The sequence below is a fragment of the Ornatilinea apprima genome, from assembly GCF_001306115.1.
Classification (GTDB): Bacteria; Chloroflexota; Anaerolineae; order Anaerolineales; family Anaerolineaceae; genus Ornatilinea; species Ornatilinea apprima.
In genome coordinates this window covers 75471-89180 of the sequence record NZ_LGCL01000027.1, presented here as the reverse complement: position 1 = coordinate 89180, position 13710 = coordinate 75471, and the positions used below count along the sequence as shown (strand labels likewise).

The 13710-nt window shown below is 50.2% G+C and carries 10 protein-coding genes; 7 read left to right on the top strand and 3 right to left on the bottom strand.

Features of this window, described 5'->3' with window-relative positions:
- Positions 1-176: 176 nt before the first annotated feature.
- From ADN00_RS13095 to ADN00_RS20430, 3 genes are all read right to left on the bottom strand, one after another.
- On the bottom strand, positions 177-440 hold the full coding sequence (locus tag ADN00_RS13095) for a hypothetical protein (RefSeq protein WP_075063443.1): 264 nt from the start codon (positions 438-440) through the stop codon (positions 177-179).
- 214 nt (positions 441-654) lie between these two features.
- Positions 655-1635: a hypothetical protein gene (locus ADN00_RS19840; protein WP_152966349.1), complete on the bottom strand. Its 981-nt coding sequence runs from the start codon at positions 1633-1635 to the stop codon at positions 655-657.
- 20 nt (positions 1636-1655) lie between these two features.
- Positions 1656-7040 carry an RHS repeat-associated core domain-containing protein gene (locus ADN00_RS20430; RefSeq protein WP_160317527.1) on the bottom strand — a complete coding sequence of 1795 codons (5385 nt, stop codon included), beginning with the start codon at positions 7038-7040 and terminating at the stop codon, positions 1656-1658.
- Between the two features lie 385 nt (positions 7041-7425).
- Between ADN00_RS20430 and ADN00_RS20020 the strand changes: the two genes are divergently transcribed.
- From ADN00_RS20020 to ADN00_RS13050, 7 genes are all read left to right on the top strand, one after another.
- Positions 7426-7608: a hypothetical protein gene (locus ADN00_RS20020; RefSeq protein ID WP_160317526.1), complete on the top strand. Its 183-nt coding sequence runs from the start codon at positions 7426-7428 to the stop codon at positions 7606-7608.
- Between the two features lie 1591 nt (positions 7609-9199).
- Complete coding sequence (locus ADN00_RS13075) at positions 9200-10102, top strand: tyrosine-type recombinase/integrase (RefSeq protein WP_075063439.1); 903 nt, start codon at positions 9200-9202, stop codon at positions 10100-10102.
- A 175-nt stretch (positions 10103-10277) separates the two neighbouring features.
- A complete protein-coding gene (locus ADN00_RS13070) occupies positions 10278-10709 on the top strand; it encodes an alpha-crystallin domain-containing protein (protein WP_075063438.1) in 432 nt (143 codons plus the stop codon).
- 440 nt (positions 10710-11149) lie between these two features.
- The gene (locus tag ADN00_RS13065) at positions 11150-12229 is read left to right on the top strand and encodes a Rad52/Rad22 family DNA repair protein (protein WP_075063437.1); all 1080 of its coding nucleotides are present in this window, start codon (positions 11150-11152) and stop codon (positions 12227-12229) included.
- Between the two features lie 30 nt (positions 12230-12259).
- Positions 12260-12658, top strand: a complete 399-nt coding sequence (locus ADN00_RS13060; RefSeq protein WP_075063436.1) for a single-stranded DNA-binding protein — start codon at positions 12260-12262, stop codon at positions 12656-12658.
- 89 nt (positions 12659-12747) lie between these two features.
- Positions 12748-13080, top strand: a complete 333-nt coding sequence (locus ADN00_RS13055) for a hypothetical protein (RefSeq protein ID WP_075063435.1) — start codon at positions 12748-12750, stop codon at positions 13078-13080.
- A complete protein-coding gene (locus tag ADN00_RS13050) occupies positions 13077-13655 on the top strand; it encodes a hypothetical protein (RefSeq protein WP_075063434.1) in 579 nt (192 codons plus the stop codon). The genes ADN00_RS13055 and ADN00_RS13050 overlap by 4 nt, the downstream gene beginning before the upstream one ends.
- Positions 13656-13710 lie beyond the last annotated feature (55 nt).

Genomic DNA, 13710 nt, shown 5'->3' with positions numbered 1-13710 from the left:
GGTTCCTCCTGGCTTCGTTTCCGTATGCCAGTAGGTTAATCGATTTTGACCATGTCTGAAAGTGGCGTAGTGTTGCTGAAGATCTCTGGTACATCGTTGCTGAATATCTGTGGCGTAGTGTTGGTGATTATCGCTGGTACATCTTTGCTGAATGTCACTGGTACATTATAGGGCGTTCAATGACAATCACTGAGAATCCAATTCAGAGTGTCAGTACTGCCCTGTACCGTGCGCACGGCGACGGTGGTGCTGCCCAGGGTGTAGAACTTTTTGACAGTCACATTTGCGCCGTCCACTGCGCGGTTGTAGTGCCGTCCGGGGTAGAAGGTCACCACCCCGTTGACGATGCCGCGCGCCAGGTTGCCGTCGCCGTCGTAGAGGTAGCTGGCTTGCCCGGTCTCCGGGGTGGCGCGGAGAGACAGAGGAGAAGAAATTTGCAATACGAAAAATAAATATGAGGAGGTGTTGTCCGATTACACAGGTTTTGCCGATTCAAACATTCAAATTAGCCGTTTCATTGAGGATGTGTTTATAATTAGAATCGGATACACTTATAGTTGGGTTACCTGACGCCTACAAAATTCGTAGCTACTTGGCTGTCATCACAATCAATGATGGATGCCTCCTTAATTATTCCTGTTTTTGTGTCCAGTTTTATGGGTCCACCATAGACGCAGACCAAATCTCACTGGGGGTTTCAAAACAAAACGAACTACCTTTTTCCAAATAAGCCTTATAAAATGAATCGATATCATAACTTGTTGCCTCTTCAATCGACTTTATAAAGGGTTTAGAAACCCAGTCATATAAACCAGATAATGATTCTAGCGGGATCGATTCATCAGGCGAAGAAAGCACAATATTTATATCGGTATGTTTATCAAGCTGGGTAAATGAAGGACAGATCGTATAAATTTCTTTTCGCGCGATAATTCCTGTATAAATAATGAGAAATCCTTGCGAATCATAGAATGACCATAAATGATAAGCAACAAAATCCCCTCGTCCATAAGTAGTGCTTTGAACCCATATCCTACTTGGCTTTCCATATTGCTGCAGGATTTTTTCAGGAGAAAAGTGATTCCACAAGACCAAGATTTGTTCGGGATCCCGACCCGAAGCAGCTTGGACATTTATACTTGTAACTTGACCCTCTTTCTCCTTAAATCCAACCGAATTAATCGTGGTTTCACTCATTGAATCCAAATTAAAATTAACTTCGTGGTGAATAAGGTCTTCCGACTGTCTCGTAAACGAGGGGTTAAACCCCATTTGCAATAAATATTTTTCTGCGTCTACCCAGGTGGTTGTTCCCGGTTCTATCCCCCACCAACAAGGAAGTCTGCAATTTGGGTCACCTTGCATCAATTGTTGTATGCGCTGATCTCTTTGCAGGCGGGTAAGTGTCGGTTCCAGAGTCGTTACCACCTCTGGTAGACTTGTGCTTGTTCCTTCAATCTCAATGGTTGGTGTTCTAATTTGTTCCACGGTTGCGATTGGAGTTATTATCTCAACAACCTGAGCGGGTGTCGGATCGGGGATGGTGGTTTGCGTCTCAGGTCTGCACGCCGACAAGCTACAACAAAGAACCAGGAGTAGTAAATGTGTCCAATTAGCATGTTTTTTTGATTGCATAACTGTTTCTCTTTCCTTGACTACTTGCCTGTAAAAATCTCTACAAGGTTGGCATTCATCCAATCCATTCGCGCATTTCCAGCTTCAGGATTCCTATATTTGTCGAAAGATTCCCAAGCCCAGTTCATAAACATATCAGCAAACTCTTCATCAGGTGTGTAAGTAGTCCAATCGCCCCAATCATTGCCATGATGAACCCATGGATATTCATCGTCTTTATAACCCAGGAATCCTCTCTCCCAAATACCATTCTCATTGTGTATACCTGTCACCCAATTTCCATTCTTATCATAAATACCGATTATGCCAAAAGTTTCATTGGCATAATTATTTTCGTTTGCACTAAAAACATGACCGAGTTCATGAGCTACATTTCTTCTATTGGTATATCCTCCAAAGCATCCAACTCCGCTACCACTTGACAAACGAGTGCAATAAGGTTCATCTCCACTTTGATCCATATAATATTCGATTTCATCAAAAGTTTCTATAAATGAATCAATACCGTCCACACCATGTTTGTAAGTAAGATCATCAATTCGCCTTACTATTCTTGAAAAACCGGTCAAGATCTCATTCTTTTGCTCGTCTGCCCATTTTCCAGTAAATTTTATCTTATAAACTGAACTAAGGTTCCCATACCCTAATTTTGCATAATGCTCAGCTTGACAGGCTGCACCATGACACCACCAAGCATCATGACCAGAAGGATCGGTGTAATTTAAAGAGTTATTTTCAACGTACGCATACCGATCCCACGCCAGCGGATCTCCTGGGTCAGGGATTAAGCTATCCGCTTGAACAAAATGGGCCAGCTCGCCGTCGAACCAACGGGAGCGGTACCAGTACAAGTTTATGGAAGCCTGCTCCAACTGCCCGGTGTAGCGGTAGTCGGTGGGGGTCAAACCATTGTTGTAACGTACCTCCCCAAAGGCAGTATACCTCAATTCACTATTCAGGCTTCCATCAGCGTTGGCGGTGACGGATGCCGACCCCAGGTGATCCCCCAGAATCCAATTCAGAGTGTCATTACTGCCCTGTACCGTGCGCACGGCGACGGTGCTGCTGCCCAGGGTGTAGAATTTCTTCACCGTCACATTTGCGCCGTCCACCTCGCGGTTGTAGTGCCGTCCAGGGTAGAAGGTCACCACGCCGTTGACGATGCCGCGCGCCAGGTTGCCGTCGCCGTCGTAGAGGTAATTTGCCTGCACAGTCTCCGGGGTGGCGGTGGGAGTGGGGCTGGGCTCTTGGGTGGGGTCTTGGGCCAGCGCCGGGCGGTTGGGCGGAAGCTGCAGCGGGTGGGTGTTGGCTCCCCGCGCGGAGGGGTTGGCGGTCTCCGGGGCCGGGGTGGCCTGCGGGGCGGGTTTGGGGGTTTGCTGCGGCTGGCGCCCCGCGGGGGTCTGCGGTTCTTCCTGCGGTAGCATCGGGTAGGCGATCACGCTGGTGGCTGTGGGTGTGATCTCCGGCGTGGGTGTGGCGGTCGCAGCCGGGGTGGCTGGGTTGGCGGTGGCCGTCGGGGTGGGTGTGGCGTTGTTGGGAACCACCATGACCATTGGCAGGTAGATGGAGTAGAGTGTGGCAGTGGGTGTGGTGGTGGGGGTGGCGGTGGGTGTGGGGCTGGGTGCGAGGGAGGAGTCCACGTCTACCAGGTGATTTTCGGCGTCGTAGCTTAATTCGTACTGCAGGTCGGCCAGGTTGCGCGTTACCTGGTTGCCGTTGTTATCGTAGCTGTAGGTGTTGCTGCCCAGGCCGTTGACCGCGTGCGGGTGCTGCGGGTCGTAGCTGAAGGCCGAGAGGCTCTGCGCGTCGGGGCCTTTGGCGCTCATCCGCCCGGCCTCGTCGTACGTGAATACTTCACTGTGCACGGTCTCGCTCAGGTCGTTGAGCACGCTCATGCCGGTCAGCCGGTCAAGCCCGTCGTAGCTGAAGGTGGCGGTCTCGTCCGCCTGTTCATCGCTGATTTGCGTCAGGTTGCCTGCCGCGTCGTAGGTGTACGCCAAACTCTGCAAGCTGGTTTTCGAAGCATAGATGCTGGAGCCAGTCAGGCTGCTCATGCGCCCGCCTTGCACGCTCTGGTCCCACGGGTAGTAGCTGTAGTTGCGCTGAATCACAGCCTCGCTGCCGGTGTCGCCCAACTCCAGGTGGGTCATGCGCCCGGCCTCGTCGTACAGCACATCGCGCACATAGGTAAAGGCATTGGTGTTGGCCATTGTCAGCGGCTTGCCCTGCCTGTCATATTCGATGGCGAGCGTTTCCCCATCCGGGTACGTTGTGGTGACGGGCAGGTCGGCGCTGTTGTAGCTCCACTGGGTGGTGAAGGCCTCGGCCTGGGTGCTGGCCGTGTCCGAATAGATGCGCCGGGTTTCGCTCACCACCCGCCCGCGCTGGTCGTAGCTCCACGTGGTCATGCCCGATCCATCCAGCATGGCGGTGCGGCGGCCGGTGGTATAGCTTCCGCCGCCGTAACTCTGCCCCAGGAAAGTGAATCCCTGGCCGTCGTAATAATAGGCGACGGTGGGAGTATCGCCGCAGTAGCCCGCGCCGCTGAAGGTTTTGGAGGTAACCCGCCCCAAAGCGTCATAAGCCAGGTTGGATGTACAGCCGCGCGCGTCGGTTTGCACAGTCAGTTCGCCCAGGGCGTTGTAGGTGTAGCTCCAATTGCCCATATCGGGGTCATTCATGCTCAGTTTGCGCCCGCCCAGGTCGTATTGAATGGCGACGGTCCCCACGCCGGTGGTGGTCGCGACGAGCTTCCCGAGCCCGTCATAAGCATAGCTGACCGGAGACCCCTCTTCGGGAATCACTTTGACCACCCGCTCCCAGGCGTCTTTCAGCGTTTGTGTTGTGTGACCGTTGGCGTCGCTGGAATCAATGGTAAAGGTGGGGCCTAAATCTCCTTGATACGCCATTCCATAACTGATCGTTTGCCCGGCACCATTGGGCGGCGTCACCGCAACGACCCGCCCCCGCAGGTCATAATCGGTGACCGTATACTCGCTGGCGGGAGCGCTGGGAGTGTGATAGCCGGACGCCGGGGTAACGGCATATGGCATGGATTGGTGGGTTACGCGCCCATAGTCGTCATAGATATAGTCGACAATAATGTCACGCGTTATGGGATAAGGTTTAACATAAAAGGTAATGAAATCGGACTTGATTTGGATCAACTGCCCAAGGCCGTTGTAGAATTTCTGCATGGTCGTGATATTCACATCGTTGACCTTTTGCTGCAGTTCAACCCAATAAGGAGAAGTGTCGTGATAAGCCACCGAAAACGAGGGCGAGGCCGTGGTGTCTGGTGGGCGGACGATGCTGGTCAGGCGGCCAAAATTGTCATAACTGGCTGTGGTGATAACGCCGTTCGGGTCAGTCTCGCTGACCGGGACGCCCAAAGACTTGTCATAATTCCATCTTGTTAACTGCCCGGCAGCATTCATTTGCCAGCCCGGGTAAGTGTGGTAGGTGTCGTCAACGCATTGCGGCGCGGCAGGGGTGCCGCCAAACGCGCCGTAGCAGGTGGTGGTGGTCTGCTCTGTACCGGCAGCGGGTGAACTGGCGCTGCCTTCTCCGCGGTACACCGTCACTGAATTTCGGTTTCCCCAGGCATCATACCCATACCTTTCATCTCGAAAAACCGGATTTGTTCCGTCCGCCCCGTCATAGCGCAATAAAGTTCTCAGCCCGGTTAGCTTGCCAGTAGAAAGCGGTTGAGAATAAACGGTATTGCCATCATAGAGATACCAGGTAGAAGATAATTGGCTGGTGTAGCCCACATTACAAACACTGCCATTGCAACCATAAACACCTTCAATCGCGGGAAGCCCCACCAAATACACATCGTTATTGACGGTCGGGTAGTAGCGTGTCCTGACGGTGTTTAAGCCCTTCCAGTCATAACCGTACATTGATGAATACGATGTAACCCTAGTCACATTCCCATATTGAACTCCTTCCGGATTTGAGGGGTTCTGATCATTGGGATCATACTCATATTGTTTTCTTACTGCGATATAGTTGTATCCCTGGTTGTCATAGGTGCGTGTCTCTTCTGAATATACCCTGGCCCAATAAATATGCATATCCGTGAAAAGCCCTTCTTCATCCCTGTGCGGAAAGAACGAAGAATCTGTGCTGGTGGGAATTTCAGAGCTTTCGTATAAATAATGAGTCGATTGTATTAATGTTCCGTTTTCACTGCCTGCGCGAGTTTCAACACTGCTTATCTTGCCAAGCAGACCTTCGCTTTGCAGAAAGCGCGTAATGGTAACCAGGTTATTCGGCCCGGTTTCAACTACTTTCCCGTTGCCAAGGAACTGGCTGTTTTGCTCAAAATAACAGGCGTCCGTTTTCTCTGTATCGTAAGCCGGGCAAGTTGCTCCAGCGGCTCTAGTGTTGGTTTTTTCTGAAGCATAACTATAGCTAAACTCTGAGGTCTCATTGGTTAATGTGTCTTTGATTGATTTTTGGGTAACCCTGTATCTGGTCAGTAAATGATTGACTTCATATTTCAAAAAAACATCTTCACCAATCATCCCACCGACAAGGCAGCCTTCACACAAAACCAGGCCCCACAAGTTTTGATTGGCATAATTCTTGGGAAGCAAGAAGTAGCGCGAGATTTGAGAGATCTGATTGCCGTTTTCAGGGCCAGGATTATCGGAATACCACTTCTGAGTTGAATTCCCGATACCAACAGTAATGGTGTGCTGATAGTCCGAAAAAACCTGATATTTACCACCCGGATAAATCAGGCTCTTTGGAAGCTTGATATAGGCCTCACCAACATTGGATGTATGCGGCTCATCTTTAATATTGATGTTGTACCCCATACATTCCAGCTTGCCGCGGATTCTATTCCAAGGACCAACGGTTTCTTGGCTGCCCCCAACAGTACAATGCTTGGCAGTTTCATCCCGAAACCCATGTGACACTCCCGCAGAAGGTGAATGCCAGGGCTCAGTTTCATATTGAAATTCAACCCGGCCGCCGTAACCATTTTCGGCAGTGGTCAAATGCATTTCATCATAATCAAAGGTGGTCGCGGGTAAGGCCGCGTTATTCTTTCCAAACTCCTGAATGCTTTTTAACGTCAGCGTTTTTCCACCGGCAGTCCAGGTAACCCCGGGAAAAATCACTTCACTCGGATTGCTTTCGTAGGTCAACACATATTTGCGGATGATCTCATCGAACAGCCCATCCAAATTAGAATCGTGTTGAATGCGTATCTCATTAAGGCGGTACCGTAAGAATTGCCTTCGAATATTTCGGTTATCCCAGAAGTTTTCAACATCGGTGCGCCGGTTCGCATCTCTCTCAAACCAAACCCGATACCGCCCACCAGGGTAAATAATCGACTCAGGATAAACAGCGATCTCATACTTTCGCCACTGGTTGTCACATTCCATTTCAATATCTTTTGAATCAAGAAAATATGTATAACGAATGACTTGTTCAGAGTACTGATTCTTCACTTCTGTCAATGGCCAATTCCAAGTCACGTGGTCCTTATATCGATCATTACAACTAGAGCCATATCTGGGGTACTGTGCGCGATAATCCATACTATCCGGCGAAATGGTTCCAAATGAGTACTTGTTTCCGGTTTTGTCCCAAACGATCCAGGAACCGCCATCATTATCTTCAGGGTCAATTCGTTTAATCCTCCAAAAACTTTCCGCTTGGGTGTGATAATAACCATCTGCGCCCGGGATTAGCAAACTGGAAAAGTCACCAATCGTCAAGGTAAAAGTGTCATCACTCAGTTCTAATTGAGTACCATTAATATTACGAGTGATCGATCCCGTCTCCAAGGACCAGCCCATCCCCACCCAGCTGCCCTGGGTAATGATGGAAGCCTCGTCCACGACCTGGCTGTTGTACGACAGATTCAATGTGGGCGTCAGTCCACCCGGAGCGGCAGGCAAAGTCAACGGGTGGGAATATGTTGCCGCACCCGTAAAGAGCGAGTTCTGAAACCCATTTATTGATGGTTTCCAGGAGGGTTCCCATTCAACAATGTCATAACTGAAATCGGTTAAGTGGCTGCTTTTGGCGTACAGAATGTTATTTTCTTTGTCAACCCAACTGGGCAATGGCTCCCATTGCTGGGTCTCTTCGTTATAGAAGAATAGGGTCAACCCTTCTTCATATTGCAAGAGGTAACTATCATAGTAAGCAACTTTAATGGTGATATCTTTATTAAATTTTGAAACATCATGCTTTAATTCGTTTTCAGCGATGATCTCAAATGGTTGGCTAAAAAGCGTACTGGAATACTTTTTCTCTGGTTGCACATTCTTAATCCAAACATCCACAGATTCAGAAAGCGCGCCATCCGGGAACTCAACTTCAATTAATCCATCCAATCCTGAGATTTGACCACCCTCTTTGCCAACTTTCGACGGTTTAAATTCGCTGGCATCACTGATCAAATTAAATTTGTATTCTCCCTGAGCGATTTCATGGTCTTTCACTCTCAGGGTTACCTGAACAATAAAAGCATCAGCAGGTTTTTCCTGAGTTCGAAATTCAAAATCTCCCTTGGTAGAATCTGCAGGCAGAGTCCATATACCCATTTTTTCATCAAATTGGAGATTTTTGTTGTCGGTTAAAATTGGTTGTGAAAATTTAAAATCAAGATAGTGATCAGATATTATCTTGGCATCTTTATAACCCTGAATTTCCCAAGTAAGAATCACCGATGGATTCTCTTCACCAGTCAATCGAAAATCTAACAAAACCTCAATCGATTCGGTTTCCTGAAGCAATGTTTCTTGCAAGTAGAAACCGGAATTTATGGATGATAATGGGGAATCATTGTCTGCTTCAAGCGCTTTGGTAGTGTTTATCGGTTCAAATTCTTCGGTCTCGCTGGCTTCGTATGTGTGTTCTGAGAGAAAGAAATCTTGGAGAGTTGAAGGAGGAGTAATGCTGTTTTCCAGCTTCTCGGTTATCGGGCTGCTCATCGGCCCATCTTCTTGATAAATTTTATCCTCGATCGTTTTCGCTTGAACAGGTTGGGTAAAAACGAAAGAATTGGCCAGCAAAGAAGCGGCAACGACAAGATTTAACATCTTATTCAGCGTCTGCAAAGAAGTAAACATATTCAGTTCCCCAAGGATGATGAAATTCTTCTGTGGTTCTCCCCTGACAAGAGGTGCTACTATATGTTATACGCCGCAGTGGCTTCAAAAGAGGCTTCAAATTGGTTTCAGATGTGGCAATATTTTAATCACGGGTTACTGAAATTTTCCGAGATATTGATTGACAACTATTTACCAGCGGTGTGGACTTTATTTATAATGACTTCTCTGGGTGGCGCTGGTTTAAGGGAGCCAGAAAAGAGCCCAGAGAAGTCATTACCAATTAAGGGATTTTTTTTTCGTAAATCCTAGACCTTTTCCTCCATATAATCTGCTTTTTTTCATCCAATGACTGTTGTGCGCAGAGAATATATCTAAAACCTCGCAAAATACCGGGTTTTAAGCCTGGTATCCGGCAAAAAACTCATCGCACAATCCCCCTGATTTTTCGATCCCTTCATGCCTCCTTATAATGGGTTCAAATGCCCCATGTATATGAGCCCTTCCGTGAATACTTAATCCAGCTAGGCAGATCCGAGCGAACGATTGCCGGTTATCTGATTGACATCAACACCTTTGCATGCTGGTTTGAGCAAACCAACGGGTATTCGCTTACGCCTGATAATCTGACCCCCACCGATGTTCGCGAGTACCGGCAATTCCTGCTGAATGTGCGCAAGGCGAAGGCATCCACCATCAACCGCCACCTGGCGGTCTTGCGCGCCTATGGTCTTTGGGCGAAGACTTGTAGTGGCATTCCATACAATCCAGTCGAGGGCATCAAAAGTATTGCTCAGCAGAAACACGCGCCCAAGTGGCTGGATCGTAGAGAGCAAGCAGCTGTGCTGCGCGAAGCGGAACGGCACGTTCAGACCGCCAGAACGGAACCGGCCAAACGCCAGGCAATTCGGGATCACTGTATTCTGGTGACTTTACTGAATACAGGTCTGCGGGTGAGCGAACTGATCGATTTAGAGCTGTCGGATATTACGATGACGGATCGAAAGGGAGAACTGCTAGTGCGGGCTGGCAAAGGTACGAAGCAAAGGGTAATTCCACTTAACAACACAGCTCGAAAAGCCCTCAAAGCCTGGCTCGATGTTCGCCCAGAATCCACGCTACAAAAAGTCTTCACTACACAGCGTGGAGCCATTACATCCAGGGCCGTTCAAACGCTGCTGGCCGATATTGGAGAAAGAGCCAGAATTCAGAAAATGACCCCACATATGGCCCGCCATACGTTTGCCAAGAACCTGGTGAATTCTGGTGTGACGCTGGAAAAAGTGGCGATGCTGCTCGGCCATACCAGTTTAGATACCACAATGGTTTACACTACTCCGGGTATGAGCGATTTGGATCAGGCGGTTCGCGTCCTTGATGGGTAACTTTTTCCATCGTTCATTTCCGTCCGATTTTTCATCCCCCATTTCCTCGCTATAATGATCATAACAACCGAATACATTTGACTTTTCGTGTATTTCAATCGTGAGCCGGACATTTACCTACTGGGAAATTGCCTGGCTCGTTGTATTTTTACGGTCAATACAAAAGGAGGTGCATTTGATTAATGATGTGGTGCTAGAAGGCATCGTCGTGCGGGAACCGTGGAAGTTCATGGAAGACCTGTTCTTCCGAATGGCAGTCTTTCGTGACACGGATCTTCCCGCCAAACCACTCGATGCGGATCGAGATGCCGCAGATTACATCAACATTCGGATTTGCGGCGGAGCGAGTGGGTTGATCACCATGCGGCGCGGAATGCGCTTGCGGATCCACGGCTTCTTCCAATCCAGGGATTACAAAGAAAACCTGGCGGAGATCGTGGAAAAAGCCCAAAAGCGCAGCGGCGTCGAGATTTCGGTGGACGTGAAAGATATGAAACCGGAACAAGTCGCCATCGAGCGCAATTCGGTTGAGGTGGTTGCCCGCCGGCTGATCGTGCTCGACAAGAACGCGGAACGCAAAGAGAAGCCTGAATCTGTTTCTACTTGACCCTGTTTGCCCGGTTACGCCTCCCTGCCGTAAATTACCGAATCAACTTAGAGTAGCATGGGCAAAGCGTAGCCATCTGAAATCACCAGCGAGTTCCCCTGCTCAGCTGGTGTTCCTGGAGGATCACAAGTGTACGGCTCTTTATCGAAGAGCAGCTTGTGCATCCTCCTTTTTTGTTTAAGTCCGTTTGGCCAGCACTTTAACAAACAACCTTTTGCTCGTAAGGCGAAAGGTTCAAACAAACAAGGAGATTCATTTTCTAAATGGACGGGCGTTGAATGCGCCCGTCCACAAAACCCGTTTCAGGGCGTGTAATGCGAGACATTGACCATTCGTCGAGTTCTGGCGTTACCTGCTCTGCGTTTGTTTGGAGCAGTAGTCAACGCGAGCCGTGTATTGGATCAGATCGTTCAACGAGAGTTATTTCATACAGGAGGATCATGAATGATGAACTAATTCCCCGATCCGGGGATCCCAATGCAGCGCAGTTGGAACGTACGGAACGCGCAAAATCTGCAATTCGCGCCGGTCTATTTCACATCAGTCGGGCAGGGCCGCAACAATGGACGGTTAAAAACGGCGAAAAGCTGCCTTATGCCGTCTCACTTCAGGGTGACACCTGGGTCTGTACGTGCATGGACTATCAACAACGCGGGCCGCAGATTTTGTGCAAGCACATTGAGGGCGTCCGTCTTTCAGAGGCGGCACAAAACGAAGTTCTTCAAGCCAATTACAAGGAGCAGCAAATGGATCAACCCGATTCGAACAACTTATCTGAACGCTTCAACCGCATCTTGTGGGAACTGCGCCAACCGTTGGATATGTCCAGGGTCAAGCGCCGTCAAGCACCCGGAATGGGCAGCGTCCCATATTTGGAGGGCTATGACGTCATTGACCGCGCCAATGCAATCTTCGGCTTTGCCTGGTCTTTTGACTTGATCAGCGAGCCTTTGATTGTGCGTTGGCACAAGAAAATCCTGGCCTGGAACCAGCAGGAAAGACGCAAGGTCCCGGTCACCGATGCCAACGGCAACTTTCAGACCGAAGAGGTGGGCCTGGTGTACATCACCGGAAAAGTCACCGTGGAACTGGATGGCAAGGAATATAGTCATGCGGATCTCGGTCGCTGTATTTTCACGGGTGATACTCCCGAAGCATTGGATATGGCACTGGCGGGCTCGGCTACGGACTGCCTTAAACGCTGTTTTCGCCAACTTGGCAGCCAGTTTGGCAATGACCTGTATGACAAGGAAATTGCCCAGACTGCGGGCATGGAAACGTCTCGGGATGGTGGCTCGAACACACCTGTTGCAGCGCAAAGCACTCATTCGCCGGCCGCATCACAGGCCAGTACAAATGCGAATGGACGTAAGTATGGCGATGGTACCAGCGTCAATGGCAACGTGAGCGAACAGGAAGCCTACGACACCTACAAGAAAGCTACTGGTAGCGCGCCGGACTCGAAGGACTCGTTGCGCTTCTGGATAGCATCGCAGCGGACCAGCACCGTCGCTGCATAACAAACCGTTTTTCAAACAAAGGAGAATGATATGTATCAAACACTGATTCTAGTGGGCAATCTCGGCAAAGAGCCGGAGATGCGTTACACCCCCACCGAACAGCCAGTAACCACCCTTTCCGTCGCCGCCAACCGCCGGCACACAAGCAACGGCGGTCAGCCGGTGAAAGAAACCACCTGGTTCCGCGTGACGGTGTGGGGAAAGCAGGCGGAAACCTGCAACCAGTTCCTGCACAAGGGCAGCAAGGTGCTCATCGAAGGCCGGCTTACCCCGGATCCCGATACCGGCGGTCCGCGCGTGTGGGAAAGCAATGGCAAGCACGGCGCTTCCTACGAGGTTGCCGCCTCAATTGTGCGTTTCCTTTCCGGGCGCGAAGATGGCGAGGAAGGCGAAACTGTCGGCAACTTTGATAACGATATCGCTTTTTAGCATTCTAAACAACTGAATCAACACAGGCGGATCAAAGGGTATGTGCAAGGAGGCATACCCTTTGATTTTTTAACTCACAGGAGGATCAGATGATCGTTGGCAAAATTACGGTCAGTACTTGCTATGGCGATGCAATCATTGCCGTGGAGATTTTGGGTAAAGGTCCCCGGCCGGGTACGGCCTGGGTGAAGGCGTTGGACGGCCTTGAGCCGTTCACGAAGATGAGTCATGGCGGTCCTTATCAGGATGATACCGCAGTTTGGTCTACCCATCACCTCCGCAACGTGCATATCGAGAATATTGAGGCGCAGCCGGTTGAAATGCAACCAGAAACAGAGGTACAGCCTGAGCCTGCGCCGGATTGGTTTCTGGAGATGGCGTACACGCTGTGCACCCCGCGCCCCGGAGGGCGCAAGGTGTGAAGACAGGACTTATATCGAGTGACGCAAAAGCGGGCGAGCGGCGCTGGAACCACCAGACTGCTTCTCGGAACCGCGTGCTGGAAGCGCCGCCAGTCAACCTGGTTGGCTGCTACCCGCAGGTATCCATCCAGGGCTTTCAATACCTGGTGGATTTCGGCGCGGGCGAGACGATCCGTTACCACCGCGTCAATAAGGATAAAACCTGCTCTTGCGATACGCCTTTCTGTGAAGCGGTCGAGGTTGTCCGGCAGTACCTACAAGCCGGCGGTCAACGCGCGCCTGAGCCGGCCATCATACCAACCTGCCCGATCTGCGGCGCAAAGACCTATCCGGACCGGAATTGGGACGGCAAGTACACAAAATCTCCGGGCTGGCGCTGCGAAAAGGGCGGGCTGCGGCACTTCCTTGAAGCAAAATGCGAGCGAATCAAAAAGCAGCTTGCGGAAAATCCCTGGTTGATCCCACCCGCGCCCGGTTACCCCGGCGTGAAGCGAGATGAGGTGATGACCTGGGAAGAGTGCGAGGCAATCAACCGTAAAACCTTTTTGGAAACGGGGTATGACCCCACAGCCTGAAAAATCACAACCCTACGAGGGGACAACGCCCCCGATGGGGGATGTCTGTCCCCTC